At 68.6% G+C, this 16,214-nt stretch carries 13 protein-coding genes; 6 read left to right on the forward strand and 7 right to left on the reverse strand.

Annotation, left to right across the window (positions count from 1 at the left end):
* Positions 1-14 precede the first annotated feature (14 nt).
* The 4 genes from ACYQ26_RS20040 to ACYQ26_RS20055 form a co-directional block, all read right to left on the reverse strand.
* Complete coding sequence (locus tag ACYQ26_RS20040) at positions 15-494, reverse strand: FAD synthase family protein (RefSeq protein ID WP_459810642.1); 480 nt, start codon at positions 492-494, stop codon at positions 15-17.
* Positions 491-799 (reverse strand): DUF7521 family protein, encoded by a 309-nt coding sequence (locus ACYQ26_RS20045; RefSeq protein WP_459810643.1) that lies wholly within the window; start codon positions 797-799, stop codon positions 491-493. Before ACYQ26_RS20045 ends, ACYQ26_RS20040 begins: the two co-directional genes overlap by 4 nt.
* A 198-nt stretch (positions 800-997) precedes the next feature.
* On the reverse strand, positions 998-1,480 hold the full coding sequence (locus ACYQ26_RS20050) for a GNAT family N-acetyltransferase (RefSeq protein ID WP_459810770.1): 483 nt from the start codon (positions 1,478-1,480) through the stop codon (positions 998-1,000).
* Positions 1,481-1,491: 11 nt separating this feature from the next.
* The gene (locus tag ACYQ26_RS20055) at positions 1,492-2,031 is read right to left on the reverse strand and encodes a redoxin domain-containing protein (protein WP_459810644.1); all 540 of its coding nucleotides are present in this window, start codon (positions 2,029-2,031) and stop codon (positions 1,492-1,494) included.
* Between the two features lie 230 nt (positions 2,032-2,261).
* Here ACYQ26_RS20055 and ACYQ26_RS20060 point away from each other — a divergent pair, with 230 nt between their 5' ends.
* From ACYQ26_RS20060 to ACYQ26_RS20070, 3 genes are all read left to right on the forward strand, one after another.
* Positions 2,262-2,906 carry a helix-turn-helix domain-containing protein gene (locus ACYQ26_RS20060; protein WP_459810645.1) on the forward strand — a complete coding sequence of 215 codons (645 nt, stop codon included), beginning with the start codon at positions 2,262-2,264 and terminating at the stop codon, positions 2,904-2,906.
* A gap of 186 nt (positions 2,907-3,092) precedes the next feature.
* Positions 3,093-4,244: an N-methyl-L-tryptophan oxidase gene (gene solA / locus ACYQ26_RS20065; protein WP_459810646.1), complete on the forward strand. Its 1,152-nt coding sequence runs from the start codon at positions 3,093-3,095 to the stop codon at positions 4,242-4,244.
* Positions 4,245-4,905: 661 nt separating this feature from the next.
* The gene (locus ACYQ26_RS20070; RefSeq protein WP_459810647.1) at positions 4,906-6,567 is read left to right on the forward strand and encodes a BCCT family transporter; all 1,662 of its coding nucleotides are present in this window, start codon (positions 4,906-4,908) and stop codon (positions 6,565-6,567) included.
* A gap of 203 nt (positions 6,568-6,770) precedes the next feature.
* Here the strand turns inward: ACYQ26_RS20070 and samp2 are convergent, their stop codons facing one another.
* Both samp2 and ACYQ26_RS20080 read right to left on the reverse strand, forming a co-directional pair.
* Positions 6,771-6,992, reverse strand: coding sequence for a ubiquitin-like small modifier protein SAMP2 (gene samp2 / locus ACYQ26_RS20075; protein WP_459810648.1), 222 nt, complete (start codon positions 6,990-6,992; stop codon positions 6,771-6,773).
* Positions 6,993-7,047: 55 nt separating this feature from the next.
* Positions 7,048-8,157 (reverse strand): bactofilin family protein, encoded by a 1,110-nt coding sequence (locus ACYQ26_RS20080; RefSeq protein WP_459810649.1) that lies wholly within the window; start codon positions 8,155-8,157, stop codon positions 7,048-7,050.
* Between the two features lie 161 nt (positions 8,158-8,318).
* On the opposite strand from ACYQ26_RS20080, the gene ACYQ26_RS20085 reads away from it, so the two are divergent.
* A complete protein-coding gene (locus ACYQ26_RS20085) occupies positions 8,319-9,329 on the forward strand; it encodes a replication factor C small subunit (RefSeq protein WP_459810650.1) in 1,011 nt (336 codons plus the stop codon).
* A 48-nt stretch (positions 9,330-9,377) separates the two neighbouring features.
* On the opposite strand, the gene ACYQ26_RS20090 is transcribed toward ACYQ26_RS20085, so the two are convergent.
* The gene (locus ACYQ26_RS20090; RefSeq protein ID WP_459810651.1) at positions 9,378-12,014 is read right to left on the reverse strand and encodes a GAF domain-containing protein; all 2,637 of its coding nucleotides are present in this window, start codon (positions 12,012-12,014) and stop codon (positions 9,378-9,380) included.
* A 296-nt stretch (positions 12,015-12,310) separates the two neighbouring features.
* Between ACYQ26_RS20090 and alaS the strand changes: the two genes are divergently transcribed.
* A complete protein-coding gene (alaS, locus tag ACYQ26_RS20095) occupies positions 12,311-15,088 on the forward strand; it encodes an alanine--tRNA ligase (RefSeq protein ID WP_459810652.1) in 2,778 nt (925 codons plus the stop codon).
* Positions 15,089-15,210: 122 nt separating this feature from the next.
* Complete coding sequence (locus tag ACYQ26_RS20100) at positions 15,211-15,999, forward strand: alpha/beta fold hydrolase (protein WP_459810771.1); 789 nt, start codon at positions 15,211-15,213, stop codon at positions 15,997-15,999.
* Positions 16,000-16,214 lie beyond the last annotated feature (215 nt).

Here is a 16,214-nt window from a genome sequence, read left to right on the forward strand (position 1 = left end):
ACGACGCCGACGCCTCAGGAGAGTTCGACCGTGCGGCGTTCGAGCACTCGTTCTTTGATGTCGCTGCTCGAGCAGAGCGCGTCGCCCTCGGCCTCGAGCGGACTCGCCCGCTCGACGCGGCAGTCGATCCCCCACTCTGCGAGCATGGCCGCGACGTCGGCCTCGTCGTGGTGCTGGTCGTGGCCCAGCACGAGCACGTCGGGATCGATCGCCTCGATCGGCACCGAGAAGTCCTCGGGGTGGCCGAGGCGGGCGCGATCGACGGCTTCGAGGGCGGCGACGGTGTCCCGGCGCTGCGCGTCCGGCAGGACGGGATCGGGCTTGTGCGTGATGTTCTCGGCGCGGGCGACGATGACGTGGAGTTCGTCGCCCATCGCCGCGGCCTCCTCGAGGTAGTGGACGTGGCCGGGGTGCAGGAGGTCGAAGGTCCCCTGGGCGACGACGCGGGTGGGTTCGTCGGCTGCGGCCTCGTCCGGCGTCGAATCCGCCGTCACTTGGACCACCCCACCGTGACGGTCGTCGTCGTGTTCGTCTCCGTGTACAGCGAGTACAGGAGGACGGCGAAGCCGCCGGCCGTGAACGAACTCTGGATCGCGACGCCGAGCGCGACGCTGCGCAGCAGGTGCGCGAGCCCGCCGAGGACGGAGCCCGCCACGATGATGGCGAAGCCGACGGCGACGGCCCGCAGCGCCGGTGATCCGGTGCGGCGGAACGCCCGGTAGGCCAGCGTCGCGACGGCGCCGCCGGTCACGAGCGTCGCCGCGTTGCTCGCCGCGATGAAGAGCGCGTAGTCGGTCATGGGTTTCCGTCCCGACGGCTCGTGCAGGGGCCGTCCATCCGAATCGGTCGATCGTCGGCGCGTCCGAGCACTGGATGCATCCTGCGTCCCATCGGCCGTAGTCGTTTCTATCCGAGCGTGCGCGACCGCCTTCAGTCCCGCCGGTGTTCCCGCGCGGGTGGAATACGGTGAATATGTTCGGCGCCGGTAGAAGCGGTCTCAGTCGTCCGCCGCGACCACGCCCCGGTGTCGCTGCCCGTCGATCGGCTCGATCGAAAACCCGAGCCGCTCGTAGAACGGCCGCACGCCCTCGTCGAACCGCGCCGTCAGCCGTCCCTCGCGCTCGAGGCCGCGCTCGATCAGCGCGCTGCCGAGCCCGCGACCTCGGTGGCGGCGGCGAACGCCGATCGCCGCGATGTGGGCGCCCCGCTCGCCCTCGAGGGGCTCGAGGACGAGCGTGCCGAGGATGCGGGCGGTCGGCGTCGAACTCGACACGGCGCCGGCGCCGCCGCGGCGATCGCCCGCGACGAGCACGTCGCCGGCGTCGATCCGCGCCTCGACGTCGCCCGGCTCGAGCATGGCGGCGTCGAGGATGCGCCGGACCTCGAGGGCGTCGTCGGCGGTTGCGGGGCGGACGAACGCGGCGTCCGAATTGCCGTCGGCGTCGGGGTCAGGGTCGGGGTCGGAACCGGTGCCGGACATCGTCTCTCGTGTCACGTCTCTCGGTCGATCGTCGCCAACAACTCGTCGATCCCCGGCCGGTCCATGTTCGTGCGGCCGCGGTGGCTGGCGATGACGGCGATCTCGTCGCCGCCCGCTCGCACGTCGAGGACGATCGCCGCGGGCATGCGACCGACGAGATCGAGGCGTCGGCCGAGCGGTCCGAGTCTGACGGGCTGATCGAACGCCTCCCCGACCGTCGCGTCCGGATCCGCACAGATCGGATACGGCAGGTCGTACCGGTCCTGCCACTCGCGGACGCGCTCGCGGGGTTCGGGGACGACCGAGACGACCTGACAGCCCCGTTCCCGAAACTCCTCGTAACGGTCCGCGACGGCCCGGACCTGCCGGCGACACTGGCCGGCGTGGTGGTCCCGGTGGAGCAACAGGAGGGCGCTCTCGTAGGCGGGGTCGGTCTCGTCGGTCGTCGTCGGATCCGCCGGCGCGACCGGCGCGGCGAGGTCGGCGATCGCGAGCCGGTCGGGTCCCGGGCCGACGTTCGGGAGTCGGACCTCAGTGGCGGAATCGATCATACCCGCAGTACCCCGCCGGCCCCGAAAACGGCTCGGCTTTCAACGGTCCGGTCGCCCGGCGGCGCTCGGGGACCCCCATACGAGGGAACGATTAAGTATCGATGTGTGGTATTCAGTACCAAGATGGTGTCGAGTACGACCGCACCGTCGACGGATCGGTTGAAACGCCACCGATCGGTGTCCGAACGGTGATCGGAACGACTGCGAACCGACCGACAGTGTGAGAACCCGTGAGCCTGATCGCGATACTCGACGTCGCCCATCCGGATCTCGCGTTGACGCCGACCATCCGCGAGTGCTCGGACGCGTCCATCGAGGTCGTCCCTCACTCGACGACGGACCCGGAGACCGGCCTGTTCTTCTTCCTCGTGCGAAACGTGGACGAGACGTTCGAGGCGACGCTCGAGCGGGATCACACGGTCGCGGACTGGCTGCTCGTCGACGAGTTCGACTCGACGCGTCTCTATCGGCTCGAGCACACCGAGGGGACGAAACTCATCTCGCCGATGGTGACCGAACTCGGCGGGCTCTTGCTGAAGGCCGAGAGCAACGACCGCGGCTGGACCGTCCGCCTCCACCTGCCCGATCGAGAGGCGCTGGCCGGGCTCTGGGAGCGGTGCGAGGAGTGCGACATCTCGTTCGAACTCCACCGGATGTTCCAGCAGGACGAGTGGACAAGCGGGGTGGCGCCCGAGGTAACCGACGAACAACGCGACGCGCTGGTCACCGCCTACGAGGAGGGGTACTTCGAGGAACCCCGGGAAACGTCACTCGAGGAGCTCGCCGACTCGCTGGGCATCTCCCCGACGGCCGTGGGCGGCCGCATCCGCCGCGGGACCGGCAAGCTCGTGAAGACGACGCTGCTCGAGGAGTAAGGCGGTCGCGAACCGCTGCTGGCGCTCGCGCCCTCGCGGACGTTTCCGAGCGTCGACTGGAGCCGACGACGGGACGCGAGCGCGGTCGAACCCACTCGAGCCGTCGGGACGGACCGAGCCCGTCAAAAAGGGACGGTGTGAGACGCATTAACAATCAAGGGGTTCGTCGTCGAATCGGTACCCAACATGAACGCGACAGCAGACCGGCACGACGTCGTCGTGATCGGCGTCGGCGGGATGGGCAGCGCGACGACCTACCACCTCGCCGAGCGCGGCCTCGACGTGGTGGGTCTCGAGCGGTACGACGTCCCCCACGCGATGGGGTCGTCCCACGGGATCACGCGGATCATCCGCCGGGCCTACTACGAACACCCCGACTACATCCCACTCGTCGAGCGCGCCTACGACCTCTGGGACGACCTGGCCGAGGAGACCGGCCGCGACGTGATCCACCGGACGGGGTCGATCGACGCCGGTCCCGAGGACAACGTCATCTTCGAGGGCTCGCTGCGCTCCTGCGAGGAACACGACATCCCCCACGAGGTCCTGACGAGCGCCGAGGTCTCCGAGCGGTTCCCCGGCTACGACCTCCCGGACGGGCACAAGGCGCTGTACCAGCCCGACGGCGGCTTCGTCGTCCCCGAACAGGCGATCGTCGGCTACGTCGAGGCGGCCCAGGCCGCGGGCGCGGAGGTGCGCGCCCGCGAGCGCGTCCTCGACTGGGAACCCACGCCGGACGAGGGCGTCCGCGTCGAGACCGACCGCGACGCCTACGAGGCCGACGCCATGGTGCTGGCCGCCGGCGCCTGGAACTACAAGTTCACCGACGCGCTCGAGGGGCTCGCGGTCCCGGAGCGACAGGTGCTGGGCTGGTTCCAGCCCGAGCGACCGGCGACGTTCGAACCCGACAACTTCCCGGTCTGGAACCTGGAGGTCCCCGAGGGCCGGTTCTACGGGCTCCCGATCTACGACGTTCCGGGGATGAAACTCGGCAAGTACCATCACTTCGACGAGGATGTCGACCCGGACGAGTACGACCGGGAGCCGAACCGCGAGGACGAGCAGCTCCTCCGCGAGGTCGTCGAAAACTACTTCCCTGAGGCGGCGGGGCCGACGATGCGGCTCGCGACCTGCATGTTCACCAACTCCCCGGACGAACACTTCATCCTGGACACCCTGCCCGACCACCCGCAGGTGGCCGTCGGCGCCGGGTTCTCGGGCCACGGCTTCAAGTTCGCCAGCGTCATCGGCGAGATCCTCGCCGACCTCGCGGCCGACGGGGAGACCGACCACTCGATCGACATGTTCTCCCTCGATCGGTTCGACGCGTCGCAGTAGATCGAAGCGCGATCTCCCGTTCCGAATTCGCTCGCGAGCGATTCGGTAACTACGTGTGCTTACCGAGCGGTCCGGTCAGTCAGTCGCCTCGTCTCGAACGGAGACGTCAGCGGCGTCACCGATGATTTCAAACTCGGTCGAGCCACAGTCGCAGCTTTTTCTTCCGATGGGACGAACCGTCCCGTCGGACCATACGTTCACAGCGTAGGCGGAACTGCAGGAGCGACACTGGGCAATTGCTCGTTTCCGCTCCCCATTGGGCATAGCAGCGTTTCACCGTCTCCCACCATAGTATTGTGTGACTATTCGGGTGAAAATCGCGACGCCATTCACTCGTTCACCTGTACTGCACGCGAGGTGATCCGCGACTGCGGATACGAGGCCAGACGAGTCAACGTCTGATTGCTTTTCTTCCCGTTCGCTGCCCGTTCGTTCCGATATCCGGGGTCGGCTATCCAGTTCGGATGACGTACAAAAACGGCTCCGGCTATTAAGATGAACCTTGATTTAGAGGGTTGTTATCTATGATCGTGGTGTGTGGTACCATGTGCAAACACGGCAATCAACGCGTGCTGCTTCGACTCGGCTGCGGAATCGCCGGTCGGATCGTGATCGGGTCCGGATCGAACGGTCGCTGGGCGCCGACGTCGGGTGATCCGCGATGAGCACCGCCGATCGCGACGCCGACGGGGGCGGAGACCGGGACGGAAGTGGCGAGGGCGACGGCCCGTTTCGGACGTTCGTCGAGGAACTCGATCCGGTCGTCTTCGGGATCGGCTTCGTCGTCGCCGCCGCGGTCGTCGTCGCGTTCCTCCTCCGCGAGGACCGAACGCTCGAGCTCATGGAGGGAACGAACGAGTTCCTGTGGACGAGTTTCGGCTGGGCGTACCTCGTGTCGATGTTCGCGCTCGTGGCCTTCGTCTTGTTTCTCGTCTTCGGGCCGTGGGGGAACATCAAACTGGGCGACCCGGACGAGGAGCCGGAGTTCAGTTTTCTTGGATATTTCTCCATGCTGTACTCGGCGGGGATCGCCGCGGGCATCGTCTTCTGGGGGCCGGCCGAAGCGATCTTCCACTACTCGACCCCGTCGCCGTTCTCCGGAGTCGAAGCCGAAACCACGAGGGCCGCCGTCAGCGCCCTCCAGTACACGTTCTTCCACTGGGGGCTCTCGGCCTGGTCGGCGTACGTGATCGTCGGGATTCCGATCGCGTACTTCGCCTACCGAAAGGGGGCGCCGATGCGCGTCTCGACGATCATCGGGCCGATCGTCGGGTTCGACAACCTCGAGGGTCCCTGGGCGAAGCTCGTCGACGTCCTCGCCGTCTTCGCGACCATCGGCGGCATCGCGACGACGCTCGGGCTGGTCGGCAACCAGTTCCTCGTCGGCCTCGAGTACTCGACGGGGGTTTCCTTCGGCGACGCGGGGACCGTGCTCGTAATCACCGGGCTGACCGTCGCCTTCACGATCTCGGTCGCGCTCGGCGTCGAGAAGGGGATCCAGCGGGTGTCGTACTTCAACATGGGGCTGTTCGCCCTCCTGACGGTGGTGGCGTTCGTGCTCGGCCCGACCGTGTACATCATGACCGTCGGCACGCAGGCGCTCGGCGCGTACGTCAACGAGTTCGTCTCGATGAGCCTCTACATGGGTGCGGCCGAGAGCGGCGGTCAGGGGGCCGACGCCGGCTTCGTCGGCGCCTGGACCATCTTCTACTGGGCCTGGTGGTTCTCGTGGGCGCCGTTCGTCGGCCTCTTTATCGCCCGCATCTCGCGGGGCCGGACCGTCCGCCAGGTCGCCGCGACCGGCGTCGTCGCCTCGACGGCAGTCACCATCCCCTGGTTCGCGACGATGGGCGGCACGTCCATCTTCTTCCAGTCGAACGGCCGCGCCGACATCCTCGGCACGCTCGAGGCGTGGGGGTTCAACGAGGCGGTCGCCGGCTACCCGCTGTTCGAGGCGCTGCCGGCCGGCGAGTTGCTCACGGCGCTGTTCCTGGTGCTGGTGACGACGTTCTTCGTCACGTCGGCCGACTCCTCGACGCTCGCGCTGGGGATGCTCACCACCGGCGGCAAGCGCCGTCCCTCGACGATCAACCGGGTCATCTGGAGCGCCCTCATGGGATCGCTGGCGTCGCTGCTGATGGTCGCCGGCGGCACGACGGCGCTGCAACAGGCCGCGATCATCGCCGGCGGTCCCTTCGCGATCATCACGCTCGTCGCGGTCGGCGTCATGATCTCCGTCTTCGGCAGCCGGCGGGCGCTGTTCCTCCGGGACGAGGACCGATCCTCGTCCCCGACCGGGCAAGCGACGCCCGAGGACGACTGACTGCGGTCTCTCCGTTCGCGTTTCCCTCCACCCCATCGCAGGTGATCGACCCGTTCGAGAGCCCGCCCTCGCTCGTTTCGATCCCAGTCCCGACTCCAGCGAGCCGCGACTTCCGCCGACCGAAGCGTCCGAATTACCGGCGATCGATGGTCCGCGGTCCGCGGTCGGCGATCGACGACCGCTGCGTGCGGACCGGCGCGTTCCTATCCTCCTTTGATCAGCCGTAACACGGTGATATCGTCGCTCTCGACCGGCTGATCTTCGGGTACCGGCCGTCCGTCGACGAGGACGCTCACCTCGTGGGGGCTGAGATCGATCTCGCGAAGCAGGTCGGCGTAGGTCGGGTCCGCGCCGGCCTCGCCGTCGAGTTCGGCGAGGTCGAACTCGTAGGTGTCCTCGCCCTTGACGTCGACGGTCACGTGCATACCCGGAATTACGAGCGGCCGGCCTTGAGCGCGTCGTTCGGTATTCGGCCGCCGCTCAGTCCGCCGCCGGGCCTTCCGCCACCCCGCGCTGGGGCTCTTGGCGCCCGCCGCCGACCGCTTTCCGGTGACTGTACAGCCCGTAAGCGAACGCTCCGAGCCCGAGCAGGAGGACGAGCAGGCTGAGCAACCCGCCGATCCAGGGAATCCGGGCGACCAGCGCGCCGGCGACGACCCCGACGACGAGCGCGAGCCAGCGGCTCTCGACGCCGGCCGCCGAGAGGGCCCGCGCGGCGACGGCGAACCAGCCGTAGACGACGCCGATCCAGACGACGAAGGCGAACGCGAACGCCCCGACGATCGACAGCGGAATCCCGACGATCGTGATCGCGAGCGCGACAAGCAGGATCGGCACGCCGATCAGGACGCCGAGGCCGGCAAGCCCGGACCGGAGCGGCGTCCGTCCGACTCGGTCGGCTACGCCGTCGGAGAACTGCGGGAACAGGCCGAGCAGCACGGCACCGAGCACCAGATTCAGCACGAGCGTATAGCCCGCGACCAGCCACGAACCGAACGGGATCGAGGGGGCGAAGTCGCCGCTCGGTCCCAGCGACGAGTCCTGCTGGATCGTGCCCGCGACCGCGTCGGTGTTGCCCTCGAGGTCGCCGCCGTACCGCAGATCGCCGGCGATCGCGGCGTCCTCGCCGAGCCGGATCGTGTCCGCGCCGATCGTCGCGTCGCCCTCGATCGTGCCGTCGATCGCGACGCTGCCGGCGCCGCCCGAGAGGCTGCCGCCGATCGTCGCGCCCTCGGCGACCTCGAGGCTGCCGGTCGCCGCCTCGACGTCGCCGTCGACGGTGCCCGCGATCGTGACGCTGCCGCCGGTCGCCTCGACGTTTCCGCTGACGTCGCCGTTGATCCGGATACTACCCGCGACGGCGTCTACGTCCCCCGTCACGGTGCCGTCGACGACGACGGTCCCCGCGAACGCCTCGAGGTTGTCGACGGTTTCGCCCTCCTCGACGACGACTGTGCCGCCGGTCTGGGCGTCCTGTACCTGCGCCTGCGCGGCGACCGCCCCCGGTATTAGCCCGACACACACCACGAGGGCGATCAGCACGGCGAACAGGCTCGTTCGCAACCGCGTTCGTGTCATTCCACGCACCATACGTCAGCGTTCGTCGACCAGTGACAAAAAGACGACACCCGATTCCCGAGCGCGAAACGACTCGAAACGGACGGTTCACGGCCGAACGGTAGCGGGCGGCCGATCCCGAGTACGACGCGCACCTTCGGTCGATTTATTTCCCGTCCCGCCCTTGGGCCGGTATGAGCGAGGCCGAGGCCGACGCCGACCCCGACGCCGAGGCGGCGGAGCCCACACCCGGCAGGACCGAAGTCTGGATCGAGAAGTACCGCCCCGAGCGGCTCGACGAGATCAAGGGCCACGAGAACATCGTCCCGCGCCTGAAACGGTACGTCGAGCAGGACGACCTACCCCATCTCATGTTCGCGGGGCCGGCCGGCACCGGCAAGACGACCGCCGCGCAGGCCATCGCCCGCGAACTCTACGACGACGACTGGCGGGAGAACTTCCTCGAACTCAACGCCTCCGACCAGCGCGGAATCGACGTCGTCCGCGACCGGATCAAGGACTTCGCGCGCTCCTCCTTCGGCGGCTACGACCACCGTATCATCTTTCTGGACGAGGCCGACGCACTCACCTCGGACGCCCAGTCGGCCCTGCGCCGGACGATGGAGCAGTTCTCGAACAACACGCGCTTCATCCTCTCGTGTAACTACTCGAGCCAGATCATCGATCCGATCCAATCGCGGTGTGCGGTCTTCCGCTTTACCGAACTGACCGACGACGCCATTGAGGCCCAGGTCCGCGAGATCGCCGCCGATCAGGACATCGCGGTCACCGACGACGGCGTCGACGCGCTCATCTACGCGGCCGACGGCGACATGCGCAAGGCAATCAACGCCCTGCAGGCCGCCGCGGTGATGGGTGAGACCGTCGACGAGGAGACCGTCTTCGCGATCACCGCCACCGCCCGCCCCGAGGAGGTCGAGGAGATGGTCGACCACGCCATCGACGGCGACTTCACCGCCGCCCGCGCGGCCCTCGAGGACCTGCTGACCGACCGCGGCCTCGCCGGCGGCGACGTCATCGACCAACTCCATCGCTCGGCCTGGGAGTTTGACATCCCCGAGCAGGCGACGGTCCGACTGCTCGAGCGACTCGGCGAAGTCGACTACCGCATTACGGAGGGCGCGAACGAGCGCCTGCAACTCGAGGCGATGCTGGCGTCGCTGGCGCTCGAGGAGCAGGAATAGGCGACTGCCGACCCGATTTCGGTTTCTATTTTCTCGCGACTAGTACGTCTAGACCCGATCCCGGTTCACGCTGATCGCGTCGACCCCGCGGAACGCGAAGGCCGTCCCGTCCTCGTCCTCGGCGACGCCGACGTCCCAGCCGTGCTCGTCGGCGACCCGTTCGACGAGGTCGAGCTGCAGGCCGGTGCCCTCCGGATCGTCCGAGTCGGTCAGCCGACCGGGCGTCGGCGCCTCCTGCGGGCCGTCGTCGGTGTCGCCGGCCGTCGGCCTGTCGCCGGCGACGTAGAACCCGTCGTCGGTCGCGCCGACGGTGACGGTCACGGGCGCGGTGTCGTCGCCGTCCGAATCGATCTCGAGCGCCGACCGGACCACGAACTCGAACAGTTCGTGCAGCCGGTCCCTGTCGGCCTCGAGGATGAGGTCGTCCTCGGTCACCAGCCGCGCCTCGCCGGTCTCGATGCCGGTCCAGGCGCGTCTGGCGACGTCGTGGAGGGCGACGGGCTCGGTGTCGGCGTCGTCGTCCCACGCGGCGACGTCCTCGATGGCCGCGATCCGCTTTCCGAGCTGTTCGTGGGCGTCTTCGATCACGTCGAAGTGCTCGTCCTTCCCGGTCTTGGCGGCGAGTTCGAGGTAGCTGCGCGCGACCTGCAGCGGCTTCTGGACGTCGTCGTCGATCAGGTCCGCGACGCGCTCGAGCCGTTCCGTGGCGGCCGCGAGTTCGAGTTCGCGGCGCTTGTCCTCGGTGACGTCCTCGTAGACGAGCAGCCCCGCGTGGTCCGGCCGGTCGCGAGCGGACGCGCCGTCGGCAGCGTCCGCAGCCCGCTCGAGGGGGACGATCGTCAGCATGAAATCCCGCACGCCGTCGACGGTCTCGCGCCGGTCCAGCAGTTGGCGCTGCTCGTCTGCCCGCAGCGCTTCGGTAAGCGTCGCCGCGCGCTCCTCGAGGCCCTGCGGGACGACGTACTCGTCGACGGGGGTGCCCTCGAGCGCCTCGCGACCGTCGCCAAACACGTTCTCGACGGCGGCGTTGACGTCTCGGATGACCGGTTCGCCGTCGACGATCTCGTAGCGCAGCGTCGGCTTGGTGACGTCCTCGACGAGCGCGAGGAGTTGATCCCGCTCGGCCGCGAGCCGGTCGCGCTCGTCGGCCAGTCGCTCCGTGGCGGCCGCGTACTGGTCGCGCTCGCGCTCGACGCGATCGACTTCGCGCTCCAAGCGGTTGCGCTCGTTGACGACGCCCATCTCGTGCCAGTTGCGCTCGAGGACCGCCGCCGCGGTCCGACAGAGTCGCTCGAGGAGGACGACGTCGCGCTCGTCGAACGCGTTCGGCTCGGCGGCGGCCACGCGGAGCACCCCGACGTCGCTGACGGGGACGCTACACAGCGAGCGCACGTCCGCGAACGGCGGCTCGATTTCCGCGCGGCCATCGAGGTCGTCGACCTGGGTCGACGTGCCCGTCCGGAACGCCTCGCCGAGCGGTCCTTCGACCGGCGTGGACTCGAGGCGGTTCGCGGGCACCGACGGCGCGACGGCTCGCGGCACGAGTTCGCCGAAGTGGACCGTCGAGAGCCAGCAGTACTCGTCCCCGAGAATCTCGACGGCGCCGTCGACGAGCCGCTCGAACAGCCGTTCGCGATCGTGACAGGTGACGAGGGTGGCGGCCGTCTCGAGAATCGCGGTCGCCGTTTCCGTTTTCGTTCCCGGTTCCGCTTCGCCGCCTGTCGCACCGTCGGCCGTCTCGCTCGCGCGCACGGTCGGCTTCGATTTCGAGTCCGTCCGTTCCGTTTCGTCCGGCGCCGCCGTCGTCCGCGGCTCGGACTCGGAGTCCGTGTCCGTCTCGGCCACCGTTTCGGATTCCGAACTCGAGTCGGACTCGGCTTCCGGTTCCGCCTCTGCCGCCGAACTCGCGCCCGACTCGGCTTCCGCTCGCTGCTTCGGTTCCGACTCGGCTTTTCCGCCCGGCTCCGGATCCGTTTCCGGCTCCGTCTCCGAGTCCGCCTCTCGATCCGCCTCCGCCGTCCGCTCGGCGGATTCGTCGTCCTCGATCCCGCCCCGGTCGGAGTCGGATTTCTGATCCGACTCCGCCGGCGAGGCCGCGGTCTCGCCGGCCCCGTCGCCGCCTCCGGTCTCGTCGGCCGCGGCTCGCGCCTCGTCGACGTCCTCGAGGACGTCGCGGTTCCGCCCGTGCTCCTCGAGTAACTCCCAGACCGCTTCGTGATCGTGGGACGACGACGCTCGATCGGTCTCGAGCCCGTCCTCGTCGTCGACGGCCTCGCTGTGACAGACCCTGTCGATCTCGTCCGCGAGGTGGACGACGGCGTCCTCGGTGTCCCGACGGACGTAGCCGTCGATCCCCTCGGCCGAGCGCGCGATCGCCGAGGCGTACGACGCGTCGGTAAACAGCACCAGCGGCGTCGCGCCGCAGGTCGAAGCGATCTCCAGCAGACTCCGATCGAGCCGCGGCTCCGTCCCGTCCGACTCGCGCTCGCAGACGACGACGCAGTCGGCCTCGGGGGCCAGTTCGCGGAGCCGGTCGATCGACCCGAGCGGGTGGATCGTCGGCTCGCGATCCGGATCCGCCTGCGCGGCGCGCTCGAGCGCCGCGGCTCCCTCGCGGGCCGCGTCCTCGCTCGGGGCCGCGTAGAGGATCGTTCGCGATCGGTGACGGGGTGACGGGTGTGCCATCGTGTATCGTACCTTCGAACCGAATCGGTCGTCTATACATACTGTCCGGCAGACCTGGGTAAAGATTCTGCTGGCCGAATCGAATCGTGAGTCGTGGCCCGTCGGGCAATCGCCGCGACTCGAGATAGGTTCGTTTCCGCGGGTACGCGGCGGCGGTCCGTTCGCCATCCGGTCCGCAGCGAGGAGTAGTCATTACCGATCGCCGGCGAATTAGCGGCCGGAATCGCACGTTTCCCGTTCTCTCGCCGTGAACGTTGCGGAACTGTTTTAGGCGCTGGCTGGCCAACAGAGGTATAATGAGCGAACTGGCGGACGAGTACCGCCTCGAGTACTTCGAGGAGGAAGGCTTCGTGCGAAAGGAGTGTCCCGAGTGCGGGTCGCACTTCTGGACGCGCGACGAGAGCCGGGAGACCTGCGGCGAACCGCCGTGCGCCGACTACGACTTCATCGGCAACCCCGGCTTCGCGGAGGAATACAGCTTAGAGGAGATGCGCGAGGCCTTTCTCTCGTACTTCGAGGACCACGACCACGAACGAATCGAACCCTACCCCGTCGCGGCCAACCGCTGGCGCGACGACGTCCTGCTGACCCAGGCGTCGATCTACGACTTCCAGCCGCTCGTGACGTCGGGCGAGACGCCCCCGCCGGCCAACCCGCTGACGGTGTCCCAGCCCTGCATCCGGATGCAGGACATCGACAACGTCGGCAAGACCGGTCGCCACACGATGGCCTTCGAGATGATGGCCCACCACGCCTTCAACAGCCGGGAGGACGCCGACGCCGACTACGCCTACGAGGGCGAGGTCTACTGGAAGGACCGCACCGTCGAGCTCTGCGACGGCCTCCTCGAGGAGATGGGCGCGGACATCACCGAGGTCACCTACATCGAGGACCCCTGGGTCGGCGGCGGCAACGCCGGCCCCGCCATCGAGGTCATCTACCGCGGCCTCGAGCTGGCGACGCTGGTCTTCATGTGCATGGAGCAGGACCCCGACGGCGAGTACGAGCTCAAGGACGGGAACACCTACTCGTTCATGGACACGTACATCGTCGACACGGGCTATGGCCTCGAGCGGTGGACCTGGATGAGTCAGGGCACCCCGACGGTCTACGAGGCGATCTACCCCGAGATGATCGACTTCCTCAAGGACAACGCCGGGCTCTCCTACACCGAGGAGGAAAGCGAGATCGTCTCCCGCGCGGCCCGCCTCTCCGGCCAGCTCGACATCGATGACGTCGACGACGTCGAAGCCGCCCGCGGCGACATCGCGGCAGAAATCGGCGTCTCGGTCGATGAGCTTCGGGATCTGGTCGAGCCCCTCGAGGACATCTACGCCATCGCCGACCACTGTCGCACTCTCGCGTACATGCTCGGGGACGGCATCGTCCCCTCGAACGTCGGCACAGGCTACCTCGCGCGGATGGTTCTCCGGCGCACCAAGCGCCTCTGCGACAACGCCGGCGTCGACGCGCCGCTGGACGAACTCGTCGACATGCAGGCCGAGCGCCTGGACTACGAGAACCGCGACACGATCCGCGACATCGTCCGCACCGAGGTCGAGAAGTACCGCGAGACGCTCGAGCGCGGCGGTCGCCGGGTCGAGACGCTCGCCGAGGAGTACGCGAAGAAGGGCGAGCCGATCCCCACCGAGGAGCTGATCGAACTCTACGACTCCCACGGGATCCAGCCGGACATGGTCGTCGAGATCGCCGAGGAAGCCGGCGCCGAGGTCGACGTGCCCGACGACTTCTACAGCCTCGTCGCGCAGCGCCACGACACGCCCGAGGGCGTCGACGCGGCCGCCGAGGGCGAGTCCGACGAGCGCTTCGCGGACCTCCCCGAGACGGAGAAACTCTACTACGACGACCAGCAGCGCACCCAGTTCGAGGCCGTCGTGCTCGACGTCTTCGAGCGCGAGGAGGGCTACGACGTGGTCCTCGACCAGACGATGTTCTACCCCGAGGGCGGCGGCCAGCCCGCCGACACCGGGACGCTCTCGACGGACGACACGACCGTCGAAGTCGAGGACGTCCAGATCGAGGACGGGGTCATCCTCCACCGCACCGACGAGGATCCCGGGAAGGGCGAGTTCGTCAACGGCCAGGTCGACGGCGGCCGCCGCCGACAGCTGATGCGCCACCACACGGCGACCCACATCATCATCCACTCCGCCCGCCAGGTGCTCGGCGAGCACGTCCGCCAGGCCGGCGCCCAGAAGGGCGTCGAGAGTTCGCGGATCGACCTGCGCCACTACGACCGCATCTCCCGCGAGGACGTCAAGGAGATCGAGCGCGTCGCCAACGACATCGTGATGGACAACACGCAGGTCACCCAGGAGTGGCCCGACCGCCACGACGCCGAGGCCGAACACGGCTTCGACCTCTACCAGGGCGGCATCCCGCCGGGCGAGCAGATCCGGCTGATCCACGTCGACGAGGACGTGCAGGCCTGCGGTGGCACCCACGTCGCCCGCACCGGCGACATCGGCTCGATCAAGATCCTGAACACCGAGCGCGTCCAGGACGGCGTCGAGCGCATCACCTTCGCCGCCGGCGACGCGGCGCTCGAGGCGACCCAGCGAAAGGAGGACGCCCTCTACGAGGCCGCCGCGGTGCTCGACGTCTCGCCCGAGGAGGTTCCCGAGACCGCCGAGCGGTTCTTCGAGGAGTGGAAGGACCGAGGCAAGCAGATCGAGGACCTCAAGGAACAGCTCGCCGAGGCCCGCGCGGGAGGCGGCGGCGACGCCGAGGAGGTCGACGTCGGCGAGACGACGGCCGTGATCGACCGCCTCGACGCCGACATGGACGAACTCCGCGCGACGGCCAACGCCATCAGCGAGGAGGGCAAGATCGCCGTCCTCGGCAGCGGCGCCAGCGGCGCCCAGTTCGTCGTCGCCGTGCCCGACGGCGTCGGCGTCAACGCCGGCGACGTCGTCGGCGAACTCGCCGCCAAGGTCGGCGGCGGCGGCGGCGGTCCGGCCGACTTCGCGCAGGGCGGCGGCCCCAACGTCGACGAGCTAGACGAGGCGCTCGAGGACGCACCGGACGTGTTGCGGCAGGTGCTGGACGCGTAAGCCCTCGTCCGCCCGTTCTTTTCCGCCGTTCGCTCGAGACGCTGATTCTCCCGCTTCCAGTGCTCGAACGGACAGCGCTCGGAACCGAAACCGTCGCCTTCCTCCGCCCGCTCTCCTCGAGTATGCCCACTGCCTCGAACGGCTCCGTCTCGCTGTACTACGACCGCGAGGGCGACGGCGCCCCCGTCGTCTTCGTCCCCGACGCCGGCCTCGGTGGCTGGTCGTGGGGCTGGCAACACGCCGCCGTCGCCGGCCCCCACGAGGCCGTCGTCTGGGACCTCCGCGGAACCGGCCGCTCCGACGCGCCCTCGGGTCCCTACGCCCTCGAGACGCTCGTCGGCGACCTCGAGGCGGTCCTGTCGGACTGTGAAATCAGGAACGCCCACCTCGTCGGCTGCGGCCTCGGCGGCGCGGCCGCACTCGCCGCAGCCCGAACCTCGAGTCGCGTCGAAACGCTCTCGCTGATCGGGACCGCGGCCTCGGGCGCCGAATACGACCTCGAGCCGCTCTTTGCACCGCCGGACGACCCGAACGCACTGCGGGAGTCGCTCGAGACGGCGCTTTCCGACGAGTTCCTCGCCGAGCAACCGGACGTCGTCGACGGCATCGTCGACTGGCGTGCAGACGGCGACGCCGACCGCGAGGGGTGGTCGGCGCAAGTTGCCGCCCTCGAGGGGTTCGACGCGACCGACTGGCTGGTCGAGGTGACCCAGCCGACGCGGGTCTATCACGGCACCGACGACGAACTCGTTTCGGTCGACGCCGGGCGGGACCTCGCTCGTGGGTTCCCCCGCGGGGAGTTCGTCGAACTCGAGGGCGCGGGCCACCTCGGGATGATCGAGCGGTCGCGAACGGTCAACGACCGGTTGCTGGGCTTTCTCGAGAAACGGACGGAAACGGACGACCGGTGAGCGTCGACTCGCGTCTCGAGAGTGGGGCTATACGGATACTCCGAGACGTACTCGAGCGGTATCGGACTGCGTGATTCTCGAGTGTATCCGGGTCCTCGCGGTGGCCGTATACGACGTCGAGCGTCTCCGATCGTGGCAACGAGAGTTCCACGTCCTCCCCAACCGATTCGCTCACTCGCGCCGTCGGCGCTCGCTCGCTCATCCCTCGCGGTATT

The sequence above is a fragment of the Halopiger thermotolerans genome, from assembly GCF_054654555.1.

What these genes read in the sequence shown, in the direction of transcription:
- ACYQ26_RS20045 (WP_459810643.1), bottom strand. Translation starts at nt 799, where the DNA reads ATGACCGACTACGCGCTCTTCATCGCGGCGAGCAACGCGGCGACGCTC.
- ACYQ26_RS20050 (WP_459810770.1), bottom strand. Translation starts at nt 1,480, where the DNA reads ATGTCCGGCACCGGTTCCGACCCCGACCCTGACCCCGACGCCGACGGC.
- ACYQ26_RS20055 (WP_459810644.1), bottom strand. Translation starts at nt 2,031, where the DNA reads ATGATCGATTCCGCCACTGAGGTCCGACTCCCGAACGTCGGCCCGGGA.
- solA (WP_459810646.1), top strand. Translation starts at nt 3,093, where the DNA reads ATGAACGCGACAGCAGACCGGCACGACGTCGTCGTGATCGGCGTCGGC.
- ACYQ26_RS20070 (WP_459810647.1), top strand. Translation starts at nt 4,906, where the DNA reads ATGAGCACCGCCGATCGCGACGCCGACGGGGGCGGAGACCGGGACGGA.
- samp2 (WP_459810648.1), bottom strand. Translation starts at nt 6,992, where the DNA reads ATGCACGTGACCGTCGACGTCAAGGGCGAGGACACCTACGAGTTCGAC.
- ACYQ26_RS20080 (WP_459810649.1), bottom strand. Translation starts at nt 8,157, where the DNA reads ATGGTGCGTGGAATGACACGAACGCGGTTGCGAACGAGCCTGTTCGCC.
- ACYQ26_RS20085 (WP_459810650.1), top strand. Translation starts at nt 8,319, where the DNA reads ATGAGCGAGGCCGAGGCCGACGCCGACCCCGACGCCGAGGCGGCGGAG.
- ACYQ26_RS20090 (WP_459810651.1), bottom strand. Translation starts at nt 12,014, where the DNA reads ATGGCACACCCGTCACCCCGTCACCGATCGCGAACGATCCTCTACGCG.
- alaS (WP_459810652.1), top strand. Translation starts at nt 12,311, where the DNA reads ATGAGCGAACTGGCGGACGAGTACCGCCTCGAGTACTTCGAGGAGGAA.
- ACYQ26_RS20100 (WP_459810771.1), top strand. Translation starts at nt 15,211, where the DNA reads ATGCCCACTGCCTCGAACGGCTCCGTCTCGCTGTACTACGACCGCGAG.